Source organism: Bacillus sp. FSL M7-1020, from assembly GCF_038050415.1.
Taxonomy (GTDB): Bacteria; Bacillota; Bacilli; order Bacillales; family Bacillaceae_G; genus Bacillus_A; species Bacillus_A toyonensis.
On the sequence record NZ_JBBOTW010000001.1, the window covers coordinates 1946759 to 1964159 of the forward strand.

At 33.4% G+C, this 17401-nt stretch carries 15 protein-coding genes; 13 read left to right on the forward strand and 2 right to left on the reverse strand.

What is annotated here, in order from left to right; all coding sequences use genetic code 11:
- Positions 1–21 precede the first annotated feature (21 nt).
- Positions 22–786, reverse strand: a complete 765-nt coding sequence (locus tag MHB70_RS09995; RefSeq protein ID WP_061529941.1) for a DUF2711 domain-containing protein — start codon at positions 784–786, stop codon at positions 22–24.
- Between the two features lie 139 nt (positions 787–925).
- On the opposite strand from MHB70_RS09995, the gene MHB70_RS10000 reads away from it, so the two are divergent.
- The 12 genes from MHB70_RS10000 to MHB70_RS10055 all read left to right on the forward strand — a co-directional run bounded on the left by MHB70_RS10000 (position 926) and on the right by MHB70_RS10055 (position 15044).
- A complete protein-coding gene (locus MHB70_RS10000) occupies positions 926–2146 on the forward strand; it encodes a glycosyltransferase (RefSeq protein WP_000526215.1) in 1221 nt (406 codons plus the stop codon).
- Between the two features lie 34 nt (positions 2147–2180).
- Positions 2181–3335: a hypothetical protein gene (locus MHB70_RS10005; RefSeq protein ID WP_061529942.1), complete on the forward strand. Its 1155-nt coding sequence runs from the start codon at positions 2181–2183 to the stop codon at positions 3333–3335.
- Between the two features lie 145 nt (positions 3336–3480).
- Positions 3481–4017 (forward strand): NADPH-dependent FMN reductase, encoded by a 537-nt coding sequence (locus MHB70_RS10010; protein ID WP_000780368.1) that lies wholly within the window; start codon positions 3481–3483, stop codon positions 4015–4017.
- Position 4018: 1 nt separating this feature from the next.
- Complete coding sequence (locus tag MHB70_RS10015; RefSeq protein ID WP_061529943.1) at positions 4019–5248, forward strand: MFS transporter; 1230 nt, start codon at positions 4019–4021, stop codon at positions 5246–5248.
- Between the two features lie 63 nt (positions 5249–5311).
- Complete coding sequence (locus MHB70_RS10020) at positions 5312–5869, forward strand: YdcF family protein (RefSeq protein ID WP_001045785.1); 558 nt, start codon at positions 5312–5314, stop codon at positions 5867–5869.
- A gap of 104 nt (positions 5870–5973) precedes the next feature.
- Positions 5974–6921 carry an ABC transporter ATP-binding protein gene (locus tag MHB70_RS10025; protein WP_000614062.1) on the forward strand — a complete coding sequence of 316 codons (948 nt, stop codon included), beginning with the start codon at positions 5974–5976 and terminating at the stop codon, positions 6919–6921.
- Between the two features lie 3 nt (positions 6922–6924).
- Positions 6925–8436 (forward strand): ABC transporter permease/substrate-binding protein, encoded by a 1512-nt coding sequence (locus MHB70_RS10030; protein WP_061529944.1) that lies wholly within the window; start codon positions 6925–6927, stop codon positions 8434–8436.
- Between the two features lie 213 nt (positions 8437–8649).
- Entirely contained in the window at positions 8650–10077 is a 1428-nt protein-coding gene (locus MHB70_RS10035) for a basic amino acid/polyamine antiporter (protein ID WP_000129458.1), read from the forward strand.
- A gap of 76 nt (positions 10078–10153) precedes the next feature.
- Positions 10154–10414 (forward strand): hypothetical protein, encoded by a 261-nt coding sequence (locus tag MHB70_RS10040; RefSeq protein WP_000391448.1) that lies wholly within the window; start codon positions 10154–10156, stop codon positions 10412–10414.
- Positions 10415–10519: 105 nt separating this feature from the next.
- Positions 10520–12337, forward strand: coding sequence for an AAA family ATPase (locus MHB70_RS10045; RefSeq protein ID WP_061529945.1), 1818 nt, complete (start codon positions 10520–10522; stop codon positions 12335–12337).
- Positions 12327–14177, forward strand: a complete 1851-nt coding sequence (locus tag MHB70_RS10050; protein ID WP_061529946.1) for a hypothetical protein — start codon at positions 12327–12329, stop codon at positions 14175–14177. The genes MHB70_RS10045 and MHB70_RS10050 overlap by 11 nt, the downstream gene beginning before the upstream one ends.
- A gap of 270 nt (positions 14178–14447) precedes the next feature.
- Positions 14448–15044, forward strand: coding sequence for a hypothetical protein (locus MHB70_RS10055; RefSeq protein WP_000487809.1), 597 nt, complete (start codon positions 14448–14450; stop codon positions 15042–15044).
- 97 nt (positions 15045–15141) lie between these two features.
- Here the strand turns inward: MHB70_RS10055 and racA are convergent, their stop codons facing one another.
- Positions 15142–15684: a chromosome-anchoring protein RacA gene (gene racA, locus MHB70_RS10060; RefSeq protein ID WP_000456000.1), complete on the reverse strand. Its 543-nt coding sequence runs from the start codon at positions 15682–15684 to the stop codon at positions 15142–15144.
- A 359-nt stretch (positions 15685–16043) separates the two neighbouring features.
- On the opposite strand from racA, the gene MHB70_RS10065 reads away from it, so the two are divergent.
- The gene (locus MHB70_RS10065; RefSeq protein WP_000356238.1) at positions 16044–17399 is read left to right on the forward strand and encodes a hemolysin family protein; all 1356 of its coding nucleotides are present in this window, start codon (positions 16044–16046) and stop codon (positions 17397–17399) included.
- Positions 17400–17401 lie beyond the last annotated feature (2 nt).

Below are 17401 nucleotides of genomic sequence, written 5' to 3' on the forward strand. Positions count from 1 at the left end.
ATAGTTTAAGAAATTACTAATTTAAAAATACCAATCAATCATCGTTTTTTTGTCACAAATGACAGCTTCAACATTCATTGATTGAACAATATATTCTATATTTTCTTCTTTAGCTAATAATAAGGTTGTAAAGGAATCGTATATACTCATAAACGCATACTCATTGTCTTCTCCAGTAATAATTAACTCATTATTGCTAATGTCCCAAATATTTAATGGAGTAGTATTATTTACCTGTAATAATCCGTTTGTATCAAGAATTGGTTCAGAGAAATATAGATTTTTTGCACCTTTAGAACCGAGGAGTTTAAGTAATTTGTGTAATAAAAATATAGACGTATAATCTTCTGTTGGATAATAAAGATCTTTTTTTAAGTTTGAATGTAGCTTTTCAGCTAAATCCTCTCTTTTATATTCTTCTGAAAAGGCACTAATGGAAGTCAACATGGCCATTGCTAGGTCTGCGTATGAATGTAATCCACTACAAGACATCATTTCCTTCCAAGAAACGGATTTCCCATTGTGAATGATTTCTTCAGCGCTAGGATAGATGTGCTCATATGGTCTTTTTCTCACAGAATTTTCCCATCCTAAAGGCATTTGGACAAATGGATGTAGCAATATAGCTGCAGATTTAAAATTACTTGGTAGTTGTTCTAAAATTGGTGATTTGTCATCTAGCCAAATGTAATCCAACAAAATATAACCTCCTCTTAGACTTTGAAATGTACGGATTCCCGTATTATGTTTTTTTGTATTGATTGTATCAAATATAAAGCGAAGCATGAAATATGTCCCAACATAAAAGTAAGAATAAATAAAATGAAGTTTTCATAAATAGTAAAAGGGTGCTTATGTCATCAGTATAGCTAAAAAATGTTGTTACATATGAGAAGAGCGTGTTAATAAAATATGAGGTGGTTAAATGGGAAATGAGCAAGTGAAGTCTGCAAAGGAAGAAAAAAAGTTATGTCTTTGTATGATTGTCAAAAATGAGTCTAGAATTATGGAAAGATGTTTAAATGCAACAAAATCAATTGTAGATTATGTTTCTATTTGTGATACTGGATCGACGGATAATACGCCTGAAATTATTGAAAATTGGTGTAAGGAAAATGAGATACCTGGGACGGTTCATCATGAGCCGTTTAAAAACTTTGGTTATAACAGAAGTTTAGCTGTTTCATTAGCGCAAAAAACATATCCAGAAGCAGATTATTTATTAATATTAGATGCGGATATGATTTTAGAGGTTGATCCGAATTTCGATAAAACGAGCTTAACGGAAGATCATTATCTTACATTGCAATATGATGTTCATATTAAATATTGGCTTACACGTCTTTTGAAAGCTTCTTTACCATGGAAATCTGTCGGTGTTACTCATGAGTATTGGGATATAGATCGCTCAAAAGTTGGAGCGAATTACAATACGAGGGTAGATCGGTTAGAGACTCTTGTCGTGAATGATCCCGGAGATGGCGGGAGTAAAGCTGATAAATTTGAAAGAGATGAGAGGTTGTTGTTACAAGGAATAAACGACCCAGAAACAACGCCAGATTTGCATATAAGATATTTATTTTATTTAGCTCAGACTTATTTTCATTTAAGTCAATTTGAAGATTCGATTAAATGGTATAAAAAACGAGTGGAAGCAGGGGGTTGGGTTGAAGAGGTATTCTATTCGTTATTGCGAATAGGATTTTGCTATGAGCAGTTAGCAAATCGTTCAGCAAATAAACAAAATGAAGTGACAGATGCTGATGAAAAAGAAAATGTTAAAGGGCAAGAAGAGAAATATTTAGCATTAGCTGTTTTTTATTTTCAAAAAGCGTGGGAATATAGACCAACTCGGGCTGAACCATTATACCAACTTGCAAGGTTGTATCGATTACGATCTCAAAACAATATTGCTTTGATGTATGCTCTGCAAGGGAAGGAAATTCCTTTTCCAAAGGATGATCTTCTATTTGTGGATTATCATGTGTATGATTACTTATTTGATTATGAAATTTCTATTAGTGCTTTCTATATACCTCATAAAAAACATTTAGGGGCGGTGTCGCAAAAGTATTTGGAATCGATAAAAGAAGAGATTCCATTTCATATAGCAAATGTGGTAGAAAATAATGCGAAATTTTATTAAATACATTTCCGGTTAAAGGAGTAGTGGAATAATCATGGAATTAATACGATGGGCGATTGAACTAGGGGAATCGGTGCATGGAAATACGTATGAAGAATTGATGCCACTACTAGACTATTATTATGATCGTGATCATTTAAAAGCGTATTGTATCGCAAATCTTCTTTTAAACATGGATGTATTAGATGAAGATCGGGAAAGAATCGAATTAAGAAGATGCATCGCTGCTTATTATGCTGGATTATATAAAGTGGCAAGAAAACATGCAAATGAGTTGGTACTTAAACATCCGGATGTAGATTTATATAAAAATAATTTAAAATTAATGGAAGTTTATTTGAATAAAGAATATGATTATTGTCTTTTTATATGCCCGAAGACGTACGGTAGTTTCATAGATGTTGCGCGAGCTTTGAAATGGAGGTTGGAGCAGGAGGGAAATACAGTAATTATATCAGAAACAATACTGGGAAATGTAAAGAATACAGTTATTTTTGGAGCGCATACATACGCTTATAACCCGAATCTCCTTCCGCAAGATGCAATTATTTATAATTTAGAACAGCTATACGAAGGAAGTCCATATGCGCACCCGCTTTATTTAATATTATTAAAAGATAGAGTGATTTGGGATTATAGTAAACAAAATATAGAGTGGCTAAAACAAAAAGGGGTAGGAAAAGAAATAAAACATGTAAAAATGAACTATGCTCCAACTTTGGAAATAAAAAAAGATGCATTTGAAGATGACATTACTGAAGATATTGATATTCTGTTTATAGGTGCTCTTAATCCGAGGCGGCAAGCTATTTTTGATCATCTAAAAGCGATTGCCCCAAATTTAAATATAGTTTTTAAAAATAATGCGTGGGGAATTGTTAGAAATGAATTGATTGCTAGAGCTAAAATTATATTAAATATTCATTTTTACTTATCAGGAATTCTTGAAACACCTCGCGTGTCTTATGCAGTCGCAAATAAGAAATTTATTATTTCCGAAAATAGTAATCCAGAAGATGAGGTAGAGTGGCCGGGAATTGTATTTACTCCGTACGAAAAAATAATTGAAAACGTAATGAAATATATAGAATTACCAGAAGAACGAACAGAATTAGCGGAAAAAGCATATTACCATTTTGAGGCAAATAAAAGCATAGGTACAATAAGTCAGAATGGTGAAACAAAGTAATAGCGCGAAACTCATACGAAAGTATGAGTTCTTTTTTCGTGTATCATACTATTTGATTAAGGAAGTTCCCTCTTTATATTGTGTTTTGTATAGAAATTTCTGATAATATATAAGTAGAATTTGAAAACAAAGGGGAGAATTGTTTATGAAACTAGTCGTTATTAACGGTACACCAAGAAAATTAGGTAGAACTCGCGTTGTGGCAAAATATATTGCAGATCAATTTGAAGGGGAGTTATACGATTTAGCAATAGAGGAATTGCCTTTATATAACGGCGAAGAATCGCAACGTGATTTAGAGGCAGTAAAAAAATTAAAAGCGTTAGTGAAAGCAGCAGACGGTGTAGTACTATGTACACCAGAATATCATAATGCGATGAGCGGAGCGCTGAAAAACTCGTTAGATTACTTAAGTAGTAGTGAGTTTATCCATAAACCTGTCGCATTACTAGCTGTTGCGGGGGGCGGTAAAGGAGGAATTAACGCATTAAATAGTATGCGAACTGTTGCTAGAGGTGTTTACGCAAATGCAATCCCAAAACAAGTAGTGCTTGATGGACTTCACGTACAAGATGGTGAACTTGGAGAAGATGCAAAACCATTAATTCATGATGTAGTTAAAGAATTAAAAGCATATATGAGCGTATATAAAGAGGTGAAAAAACAACTAGGAGTGGAGTGATATGTCCTCGCTTTATCATGATTCTCGCTTGTATTACATTCTAGGAGCCAATAGTTTATCAGCTATTGGTTCCGGGATTGTTATGATTACGATCCCATGGTTGTTAATTAAAGAAGGTGGGGGAGAGACAACGTTTGGTTATGTTTCGATCGTTGCAACCCTCATTATGTTTTTATTAACACCATTCATTGGGCAAAGCATTGATCGTTTTTCAAGAAAATCTTTATTGTTATGTAACGAAGGTATCGGGATAGCCGTTATAGGAATGATGACTATATGGGGATTTGCCGGGCAATCTTATCATTCTATTCATTACATTATTATTTATATAGCAGGGTCATTCTATTATCTATTATTCTATCCTACAATTTTTGCATTTAACCAAGAAATATTTCAAGCAGAACATTATAAAAATTTAAGTGGAACGATGGAGATACAAGGACAGTTAACACAAGTTATTTCAGGAGCAGCTGCGAGTTTTTTAATTGAAATTGTTTCTTTGAAATGGATCTTGTTAGTAGATATGTTAACTTTTGCAGGAGCATTTTTTCTTTTCTTATGTATACCGTACGTAAAGAAAAAAGAAGTGAAACGGAAAGTACCGTTTAAGAAGCAATTGTTCGAAGGAATTCACTTTATGAAAAAGTGTCCTAAGCTTTTTTGGTTTTTACTTGCCACTTATATGCCGTTTATCGGTGTTATGATGGCAAATTATTTAATACCAGTTTATATTTCAGATATACTTAAAGCCAATGCTTCTGTATACGCAGTAGAAGGTATGATGTACGGTGTCGGAGCGGTTATTGCGGGAATCAGTATTCCACTCATAATGAAGTATGTTAAAACAGAAGTTTCAATCGTTTTGACGATGATCATTTATGTAATTTCAATTACCATAATGATCATTGAACCGTCCGTAATGCTGTTATATGGACTAGCGATTTTTCATGCGATTGGAAACGCTGGAACAAGAGTCGCGAGAAATGTATTGATGATGGAGGAAATCCCAAACGAAGTAATGGGACGAGTGGACAGCTTATTTCGCTTAATTGGTACAGGAATACGAATAGTATTATTAATGGTGTTTACAGCAGGTGTATCTAAAGTTGGGGTAATGCTCCCATTTTACCTATTAAGCTGTATATTGATCCTATCATTAGGAATCGCTCTTTACTATGTGATATCACAACGTAAAATCAGAGCGGATGTTCCGAATAAATCACTCGTTTAAAAATTACTTCTGCCTCCCTTTCTTTTTCTATATAATAAAAAGAAAGGGAGTGTTAACTTATTTATGAACAAATGGATATTACTTATAATCTTATTACTACCGCCACTATACATTATTTATATGACGTTTCGAATGAATAAAGTTGCTCGTGAGAAATTGAGTAATCACTCTCCATACGTTCTTATATTAGGTGCAAAGTTATTTGGAGATAGACCGTCTTTATCACTTCAAAACCGTTTGGATGTAGCGTTGGAATATTTATATTCTCACCCTGAGGTGAAAGTAATTGTTTCAGGTGGTCAAGGAGAAGATGAAGATATACCGGAAGCTCACAGTATGAGAAACTATTTAATGGTACACGGTATAGATGAGAGTCGTATTTTAATGGAAGACCGTTCGACAAATACGTATGAAAATTTGAAGTTTAGTATGGATTTATTTGATGTAAAACATGCGGTAGTTGTCAGTAATACGTATCATTTATATCGAACAAAAATAATTGCAAGGCGTTTAGGAATACAGATGGAGGCATTAGCTGCAGAAACGCCAATGCGTTCTAAGAGAAAAATGTATGTGCGTGAATATGCTGCTATTATGAAAACAATATTGTTCGACCGTTAGAGCTCAAATGTGAGCTCTTTTTTATATAGAAATAATGCGTATCATTTGAAATGAATTCCATATTCCATCAAAATAAAGGAAACAACAATAAAGGAGTTGTATTTGTGATTCAATTTAATCATGTGTCAAAAGCGTATGAAGATGGCACAAAAGCAGTGGATTCATTGCATTTAGAAATTAAAAAAGGAGAATTTTTTGTTCTCATTGGTCCGAGTGGTTGCGGGAAAACAACGACAATGAAGATGATTAATCGTTTGATTGAAACGACAGAAGGTTCAATTTTAATCGATGGAAAAGATATTCAACAATATAATATAAATGAATTACGTTGGAATATAGGATACGTGTTGCAGCAAATTGCTTTATTTCCACATATGACAATCGCTGAAAATATTGCAGTTGTTCCTGAAATGAGAAAATGGAGCAAAAAAGAAATAAAAGCACGTGTCGATGACTTGCTACAGATGGTTGGGCTCGATCCAGATGTATATCGTGATCGTATGCCTGATGAATTGTCAGGAGGGCAAAAACAACGTGTCGGTGTCGTACGGGCATTAGCCGCAAATCCGAAAATTGTTCTTATGGACGAACCATTTAGTGCGTTAGATCCGTTAAGCAGGGAGCAACTTCAGAAGGATATCGTACAACTGCAAAAAAAGATTCAAAAAACGATCGTGTTTGTAACGCACGATATGCAAGAGGCATTATCACTTGGTGATCGCATTTGTGTAATGAGAGCAGGAAAAGTTGTTCAATTAGATACACCTGAAGGTATTATACATAATCCGAAAAATGAGTTTGTTGAGGAGTTCATTGGAAATCGTGGGCGACAATGGTATGAGGGAATAATTATAGAAGATGTAATGCCACTAGACGATCATACACGAATAGAAGGAGCTGCTTTATCTTTACATGCTCCTTTACAAGAAGCACTAGTCCGTTTACAAACTGAAGAATCAGTGCCGGTTGAAAAAGATGGTCAATATGTTGGTATGTTAACAAGTCGTCATATTGTCAATTATATTGTTGAACAAATGAAGGAGAGAGGCTAAACAGTGACTGATTTTATTCAAACGTTCCAAGAAAGAAAAATAGAATTGCTAAGTGCATTAAGTGAGCATTTACAAATATCGCTTATTTCACTATTTTTTGCAGTAATTATTGCAGTGCCACTTGGCATTATATTAACGAGAAAAGAACGAATGGCTGAATTTATAATAGGGACTTCTGCTGTTATGCAGACAGTGCCCTCACTTGCTTTACTTGGACTATTAATTCCGTTAGTAGGAATTGGAAAACTGCCAGCTATAATCGCATTAGTTGTGTATGCACTATTACCTATTTTACGAAATACATATACAGGAATACGGGAATTAGATGAATCACTTATAGAAGCGGCGAGAGCTATGGGGATGAATAGCTGGAAAAGGTTATGGAAGGTAGAGCTTCCGCTCGCGTTGCCAATTATTATGGCTGGTATTCGTACAGCGATGGTATTAATTGTTGGAACGGCTACATTAGCTGCTTTAATAGGTGCTGGTGGGCTCGGTAAGCTCATACTACTCGGGATCGATCGAAATGACCATGCGCTTATCATTTTAGGGGCCGTACCAGCTGCGTTACTCGCTTTATTCTTTGATATAGTACTTCGCATACTTGAGAGTCCCAAACGCTCTTCTAAGTGCGTTATATTGACGATATGTATAGTTGTAGTTATGATTGCTACTCCATTTCTATGGAATACACAAAAGAAAGATATAGTTATTGCTGGAAAACTTGGATCGGAGCCAGAAATTTTAATTCAAATGTACAAACAACTTATTGAACAGGATACAGATTTACAAGTAGAATTAAAGCCGGGTCTTGGGAAAACAGCATTTGTATTTGAAGCGTTAAAATCAGGTGAAGTAGATATATACCCAGAATTTTCAGGAACAGCCTTATCTACTTTCGTGAAAGAAGAACCGAAAAGCACAAATCGTGAGGAAGTATATGAACAAGCTCGCGTTGGAATGGAAAAAAAATATAATATGGTCATGTTAAATCCAATGGAGTATAACAATACATATGCACTAGCGATGCCGAAAAAAATAGCAGATCAAAAGAATATAAATACAATTTCTGATTTAGGAAATATTGCACAGGAAGCTAAAGTAGGATTTACATTAGAATTTGCAGATCGTGAAGATGGTTATAAAGGAATGCAAAAGTTATATAACTATAAGTTTTTAAATGTTAAAACGATGGAACCGAAACTGCGTTATAGTGCAATTCAATCTGGTGATGTGAACGTAATCGATGCATATTCAACGGATAGTGAATTGGAGCAATACGGACTTAAAGTGCTAAAAGATGATAAAGGATTATTCCCACCTTATCAAGGTGCGCCGTTATTAAGAAAAGAGACATTACAAAAATATCCTGAACTTGAAAAAGTATTAAATAAATTAGCTGGAAAGATTGCAGATGAAGAAATGCGAAAAATGAATTATGAAGTAAATGTGAATGGTAAAAGTAGTGAAGAAGTAGCGAAACAATTTTTACAAAAAGAGAATTTACTTCGTTAATTTTACAAGAAATATACAATTTTATATGTTTAAAATGACCGCTCATTACAAAATGAGCGGTTTTTTTGTGCATACTTATACATTTTTTCAAAAAAGTATTCCATTTTTCTTCATTTTCTTTTAGAATAAGTAATGTTTTCCTGAAAAAATATAAGAGAAACGTCTATTAGAGAAAAAGGTGACTTTAATAGTTGAACGAACATAACACCTAGAATGACAGATGGGGTGGTACAAATAGAAAAGAAGTTAGGATTTTTTCCGTTAATCGCATTAGTAGTTGGAACGATGGTTGGTGGCGGTGTTTTTAGTTTACCGCATGATTTAGCAGTAGGAGCAAATAGTGGTGCAACGATAATTGGTTGGTGTATTACAGCAATGGGAATGATTCCACTTGCGCTCGTATATCAAACGTTAGCAAGACAAAAACCGGAGCTTGAGGGCGGAATTTATAGTTATGCACGAGCTGGATTCGGTGAATATATTGGTTTTAACAGTGCTTGGGGATACTGGCTGGCAGGGATTTTAGGAAATGTTGCAACAATTATGCTACTGTTTAGTACATTAGGTTACTTCTTCCCAATTTTTAAAGGTGGAAATAATGTTGCGTCAATCGTAGGTGCATCACTTTTACTATGGACATTGCATTTTCTAATTTTATTTGGAATTCGTGAAGCTTCCATTATGAATGTTATTGCAACAGTAGGGAAATTAGTTCCGATCTTATTATTTATTGTCGTAATGGTAACAGCGTTTCGCTGGGATACATTTACACATGATTTTTGGGGAGAAGGAACAATCTCACTTTCCGCTATTCTTGGTCAAGTGAAAAATACAATGCTTGTAACGCTATGGGTGTTCATTGGGGTTGAAGGAGCAGTTGTATTATCAGGAAGAGCAAAAAATAGTAGGGACGTTGGAAAAGCGACAGTACTTGGATTAATTTTAGTTATGTCTATTTATATTTTAATTTCTGTTCTGTCAATGGGAGCAATGACGCGAGGAGAACTTTCCGTTTTAGAAACTCCTTCAATGGGACATGTATTAGAACATGTTGTTGGGCCATGGGGTGCAATGGCAATTAATATTGGATTAGTTGCGTCACTTGTAGGTACATTAATTGGCTGGTTTTTACTTGTTTCGGAAATTTCTCACGTAGCAGGAAAAGATGGCGTGTTTCCGAAGGTCTTTACGAAAACCAATAAAAAGCAAACGCCACACATGGCATTATGGATTTCAAATATCGTTGCTCAAATTATATTTATAATTGTTCTGTTTTCAGAATCGACATATCAAATTATGTATTTTATTGCGTCAACATCAATATTATTACCATATTTATTATCAGCGCTATACCAATTCAAATTAGTAATTACAAATGAACTAAAAGATGCAAAAGTAAAAAATGGCTCGTTAGCTTTAATTGCCTCTATTTATTCTGTATGGCTTATTTATGCAGCGGGTTTAAAGAATTTATTACTCGTTTCAATCGTATATGGAATTGGGATTATCGTTTACATGTTTGCACGAAAAGAAAAAGGGAATCGTTGTTTTGTAGGTATAGAGAGATATGTGATGTGGGCAATTGTTGTCGCAGCTATCACATCACTTTATCTGTTGATAACTGGAACGATAAAAATGTAAAAGTCCTTTTCATTTAAAGGGCTTTTTTCTTTGTGTAGAGAATATTTAATACATAAGATATTCAGGAGGGATGAAAATGGAAGAAAAAGAACAGTTGTCTAGAATAATTGATTTAGCTAGTGAGTTAAGGAAAGTATTAGTACAAGAATCTTTTTTTAATCATCATCCTGAACTAAGGGGAGTAATTGAAAATTTAGCGAGTTCTGTTGAGAATTTAGCGGAGTTGCAGCAAAATAAAGATGAAAACGCTGAGGATCGATTACGATATGTACTGGCTAAAATGAAAATTGCTCACAATGCTATTTTACAAGAGAAAAAAGCATTTCCATCTCATTAATATACGTTTTAATTTTGAACCTGGCGGATAACGTCAGGTTTTTTATTTCTAGTTTTTTTTTTCTTTCATACACTAAGAATAGTATGAAAAAAGAAGGTGATTAAGATGAAATTACATAAAGCTCTTCAGCCAAGTTTTATAAAACGAATGTACTATATGAGGTTTATCGGGAAATTTATAAAAGCGGAGAGAGAGAAGAATGGAGAGAATTTTTTTGTACAATGTCTATCGCCAATACCATCTAATTTACAAGAGCAATTTACAAATGAACATTATATATTTGAAGGGTTATGTAGCAATAAAAAGAATGAAAAGATTTTTTCAGAATTAAAGAAGAAGAAATTAGAAAAGCAATTGGTTATGTTTCGTCTTTATTATGAAAGAGGAAATGTGTACGTGGAGTTAATATGTACAGAAGAACCTAGAGAAATAGCAACTGGCTATAAAATGATTCCAGCACCTAAAGTTGCAGATAATAAAAAAAGAGAGTCTTTAGAACGAAAGCTTTGTAATGGTTATTTATCATTTCTTATGCCGAAATATCCAAAAGACTTTGAGTCTCCTGAATTACTGTGGCATGATGGAAGGTTATATGGAAATATATTGTTAAAGTCATCAATTAGTTCAATCGCGTATTTTGAACAAAATCGAGAATGTAAATATATAGACTTAAGTGACTGGATGAAGCATGTAGAAATCGCGGTAGAAGAGCAATTGTATTTCGTAAGTGATCAAGTGTATGAGCTATTAAAAAAACGAATAACGGAAGAAGGGAAGCTAGTTGAAGTAGAGGATATAAAAATACACAAGGAAGTATGGGAATGGGATGAGCGTGAATCATCCTTTTTACAGTATGTACAAAGTACGGTGCGTAATAAAGGGATGTATTTGGACGAAACAGATATTTATAATTTTCATATAAGTGTAAAAACCAATATGTTAACGATTCTTGGTGGTATACCGGGAGTTGGAAAATCACGCTTTGTGCAAGCTTATGCAGAGGCACTTGGATTACAGTATGGAGAAGAATTGGTTTGGATTCCGATTTCTCCATCGTATCAAGAACCACATGATTTACTTGGATATCTTCACCCAAATGGTACTTTTATTGAAAGTGAAACAAAGTTAGTTAGAGCGTTAATGAAGGCAAAAGAAAATCAAAATCAATTGTATATAATCGTTTTTGATGAAATGAACATGTCACATATTGAGCATTGGTTTACTCCATTTCTATCTGTTCTTCAACTTGAAAAGGAAAATCGTATTTTGAATTTGTATGAGGGTGCGCAGAAATTAGAAAACCAAATTCCATCAACAATTGAAATTGGAGAAAATATTATCTTTGTAGGTACTGTGAATTTTGATGAAACAACGAAAGAACTCTCTGATCGATTATTAGACCGAACCAATTTAATTACGTTACAAAAAATTCCGTTTTGTGAGATGTGCATGGTACAAGAGAAAGGTGTATTACAACCACCTCTGAAAGTAACAGCGGGAGAATTTCGGATAAATTGGATCAGAAAGAAATCTATGATTGAAGTGTTTTCTGAAGAAGAGTTAGAGCTATTAGATAAGTTGCATGTTGTATTGTCATCACATGATGCGTCAAAGGGAATTTCTTTTCGATGTGCAAATGCAATTGCTATGTATTTGCAAAATATACCGTTTCAAAATAATCATTCTTATATGATTAGCAGAGAAGAAGGTTTTGATTTACAAATAAAGCAACGTGTACTGACGAAATTAAGAGGTACTGAAATGATGGTTGGGTCATTACTTTCTGAAGAAGTAAAAAGGGGAGCGACTTTAGTACCTCTTTTGCAATCGCCACTTGCAAACAGAGTCTCTACATTTGAACACTCTTTAGCATATATAAGAGAAAAACGTAGAGAACTGGAGTTGTATGGATATGCGAAATGAAGAGCGGTATGAAACAGAAATCGTTGATACGAATGAAACGCTCCCTTTTGTATTAAAGTTAATCATAGGAACAGAGGCAAAAGGGGAGTATATTTTATTAAATCGTCTTTGCACATCTACTACAGCATTAGTTCAATGTATTTACAAAGTACAAGAATTAAAACCGATAAGATTGCATTACCATTATGAAAGTCCAATGAATATTACTTTCATATGGAATAAAGTGTATGAGGGCCAGAAAAATATAAAAGAGTCACAATACGAAATAAATGAAAAAAAACAAAAGGTACTAATTTATGAACATGGAAAAACGGAATTCTTTTATCCATGGCGATGTGGTTTATATCATTTTGAAGTTCGCATAGAAGACACAACGTATTATGGTGCTTTTCAAATCGTTCCAAAAAATTTTTTTGATGACCAATTTGAAATGATTCAAAACTATGTAAAGTCAATTTTAAATGAGTTGATTTTAGATAGAGGTTATTATAAAAAGACTTTCTCTGCCCTTAGTGATATTGAGGATTCTTCTTATTTAGTATTACTTAGAAAGCTGCCGCAAAAAATGAAAAAGATAAAACAAGTTTTTAAAAAGATTGAATCAAGTTCAAAATTTATACATGAATATAAATGGGAAGTGAAGGAACGGAAGGCAACGAGAAAAGGAACAATAATGGCGGAAAGAAAGTCCTATACGAAATATTATAATCGTAAGTTTATTGAACAAAAAAATAGTAGGGAAAATGCATTTCTTAAATTTAAAGCGATGCAATTTTATCATTATTTACTTGAAGCCGAAAGTTTTTTACGTCAAACAATTGAAATATTAGAAAGAGAAAAAAAGAAAAAATTAGAAGAGTTTCAAGCTGTAAAAACGATTATGCAAACAATTGAGCGTAATGGATCTGTGACTGATAGAGAGAAGCAAAAATATAAAAATATATATTTACTAAAAGAAGCCGATTTACGTAAAAGCTCTGTGAAAATACAAGAATATAAAATATTAGCTCATATTGTACGTGAAAGTGTACAATACTTTAAAACTTTAATATATTCCCCCTTTTGGAGAGAAGTTTCTGAAACGGGTAATATGAACTCATACGATTTACCAATTCCACATCAACAATTACTACAGCATTTAAACTTACTTCCACAATATACAGATCAATCTCCATCTTTATTATTTGTATATAAACCAACGTTTTTGGTGTATGAATATTACGCTTTTTTTATCGTTATTTCCATGCTAGAGCAAATTGGTTTTAAAGCTAGAAATCCCATTCGTGAACAAATACAAGAGCATTTTTATGTAGATGGGTTACAAGATGGGACGACAGTAGTTTTACATCAAGATGATATGAAGGTTCACGTTGCATTTAATGACTTAATTGAAACACACCCCCTTATTGCATTAAGTAAAGGGAGTAACTTTTATAATGGCGAGGATACAAAAAAACCAGATATTCGCTTAGACTGTTATGTAAAGGAAGAAGGGAAATACGTATATAAATCTTCTATTATTATTGAAGTGAAGTATAGCCCAATGTACAATATTTTTCAGCACGTTGGAAATACGAAAGCGACTGAGCAAATGTATAAATACTGGTCTATAAAGTGTGTAGAAGAACAGAATGGAAAACGTGTTTTTCATCGACGGGCAATTTATGAAGTTATTTGTGTATATCCAGGAAGTCATATGCATAGTAAAAAAATTGAATCTGGGTGCGGTGTCTTTTTGCAATTATATCCATATAAGACGAAACAAGGAGAAGAAAAATTAGCAGGAAAACATGGGATGGTACAAATCTTTGAGAAGTGGTTAAAAAATAATAAGAAGTAAAAGAAATCCTTTTTCATAAAGGATTTCTTTTAGATTAAGAAGAATTATATGCTGTATGGAAGTAAGTAGGATGTAATTTGAAAAGTGATACACATAAGTTATTAGAATAACTGTACATGTGAGGTAAAAGACGACGAAGTTGGAATTTAATTCATTTTGCAGAATATAATAAGTCATAAATATTTTTAGTTGCATACGAAGATTTGTTCTTATATGATAGATAGTGAAAGCGTTATCAAAACAGAGCGACGATGGGAAAGGCGGGGAAATATGTTCCAGCGTGTTCAAACAAAGGAAGAACATTTTTGGTTCGAGCAACTATGGGGAGATTTTTGTGAAGAAAGAAACTTAATGTTCGTAGAACGTAATTTAAATCCAACACGATTTTTATTAATAGAAGATGAGCATCATATAGGTACAGTAGAGTGTATTAAGTATACGGTACCCGAACAATCAAATTCTGAGTTTTTCTATCCGTTTTCTAAAAATGATTTAGTGAAAGATTTGAAAAATGTGTATGAAATAGGCAAGCTAAGTATTGCGAAAACGTCTCGTGGGAGAGGGCATTTCAAAAGGCTAACAGCTATTTTATTTGTGCATGCGTTAGAAACGAAAGCGGAATGGTATATTGCAGCAGTTACAAAAAGAATGTATATGTATCTACTAACACTCGGTTTTCCTATAGAGCCGATAGACAATCCATTTCAGTTTCATGATACTTTACAAGGTGTACCAGTGCGAATTCATGCTCGAAAAGGAGTTACGCATTTGTATTCTTTAAAAGAATTTCGCGATGTGATTCAAGGGAATGCTCATGCACAGGCATTAATCGCGGAATACAGTAAGAATATTATGTTAACAAAATAATTAGAAGTGAATATATATAATATAGAGAATGATATATTAATATGGCAGTATCCTTCATGAAAAAATGACCCTTATTGTTTTAATAAGGGTCTAAAAATCATAATCCAAATATACTAAAAATCATTTTGCGGCGCTTCGGTTTCTTTTCTCTTTCATATGTTGGTTTTGAATCAGGAGTAATATATATGGGCTCTTCTTTTTTGAGGGAAGCTTCTAGCTTTTGGATTCGTTCTAACATTTCCTCCATTTCACGACGGTGTTGCAAAAGTTGGTACGTAACGACATCATTTGCCTTATCTTGCATTTGCTCCTCCATTCGATCTAGCCTTCTTGTAATTGTGTGTAATTGAGTAGCTAATTGTTCAAAGTCATTTGATGATGTGTTTTGAAAAATTGTGTTTACTTGAGTTTTTAATTCTTCAACATCATTTGATGATGTTTTTTGAGTAGGTTGAGAGTTTTGCGAATGCTCAATTTGAGAACGATGGTATTCTAACATTTGATCTACATCATCTTGTTTGAAAATAAAGTGACCATATTTATTTTTTTCTATCGTAAGATTTAATTGTTGTGCAATCCGGACAACAGCCTTGGGGCTAACACCTAACTTTTTTGCGATAAATGGTGTTTTATATTCCAAAATAATCCCTCCTATATATATCCTGTTGAATGATTTCGATCTATGAAGTAAGTTCCCTTCCGGTATGACAAAAGAAGTGTGGAATCGGCAAAGAAAGTGTTTTTTCACGAAATTAAGTTGTGAAGAATATATCGTTTATATAAAAATGATTCATCTTAAGATTTAGAATAATTTGATTTGACGAGGGGAAATGAATTAGATTATCATAATGATAAATATCTTTTTTATGTATGCATATAATATATAAAAAGGTGGTTGCTAATGTAGAATTTTGTTAGAGTATTAGAATGCTTACTTCACTTGAATAAAATTAAGTAGGAGGTGGCTTCCTTGCTTACAATGTAAGTAAGGAAAAGTATTTGGACATATATAGTATAAGTATAGTGATTGTTTTAATTGCCTTAACGGCATTTTTCGTTGCAGCAGAATTTGCAATTGTTAAAGTGAGGAGTTCACGAATTGACAATTTAATTGCAGAGGGAAATAATCGTGCAACTTCTGTCAAAACAGTCATTACAAACTTAGACGAATATTTATCGGCTTGCCAGTTAGGAATAACAGTTACAGCTCTTGGAATTGGGTGGTTTGGTAAACCTGCGCTAAAGCAAATATTTGACACGCTTTTTGCAAATTGGAAAATATCTACTCAGCTCGCAGATATTTTTGCTGTAATTTTAGTATTTTTGTTAATTACTTTTTTACATGTTGTAATAGGGGAATTGGCCCCAAAAACAGTTGCAATTCAAAAATCTGAACAAGTGAGTTTGCTTGTTTCTAAGCCGTTAATTTTCTTTTATCATATTGCATTCCCATTCATTTGGCTATTAAATGGTTCAGCTCGAATCATTACGAAGCTGCTAGGGCTGAAACCGCCGAAAGGGCATGATGAGGTTCATTCGGAAGAAGAATTACGGTTATTAGTTTCAGAAAGTTACAAAAATGGTGAAATTAATCAATCTGAATATAAATATGTAAATAAAATTTTTGAATTTGATGATCGGATTGCAAAAGAAATAATGGTACCTCGAACTGAAATGAATATTATAAGTAAAGAAATGCCCGCTGAAGAAGCTTTGCAAAAAATGTCTCGTGAAAAATATACAAGGTATCCAGTTGTTGATGGCGACAAAGACCACGTAATAGGTTTTGTAAATTTTAAAGATATTTTTACTGAGTTTGTACAGCATAAAGCTGTTAATAAAAAGACAGTAGAGCAATATGTTAGACCAATTATTTTAGTTATTGATTCTATTCCAATTCATGATTTGTTTTTAAAAATGCAAAAAGAAAGAACACATATTGCTATATTGATAGATGAATATGGTGGTACATCTGGACTTGTTACTGTTGAAGATATTTTAGAGGAAATTGTAGGAGATATTCAGGATGAGTTTGATACGGATGAACAGCCAGAAATTCAACAAGTTAGTGAAACAAAGACGATACTAGAGGGAAAAGTACTCGTTAGTGAAGTGAATACGTTATTTGGTCTAGCGATTGATGATGATGGTGTTGATACAATTGGTGGTTGGATATTAACGAAGAATATAGAGATTGCTGAAGAGGATTCCATTGAAATTGAAAATTATAAGTTTTGTGTGAAAGAATTAGACGGGCGCTATATTAAAAGGTTAGAAGTTACAAAAACAGTAGAATCGATTGTCGTTTTAGAAGATGAAAAACAAATTTCTTTACAAGAGCAAATTAGCTCGTAAAC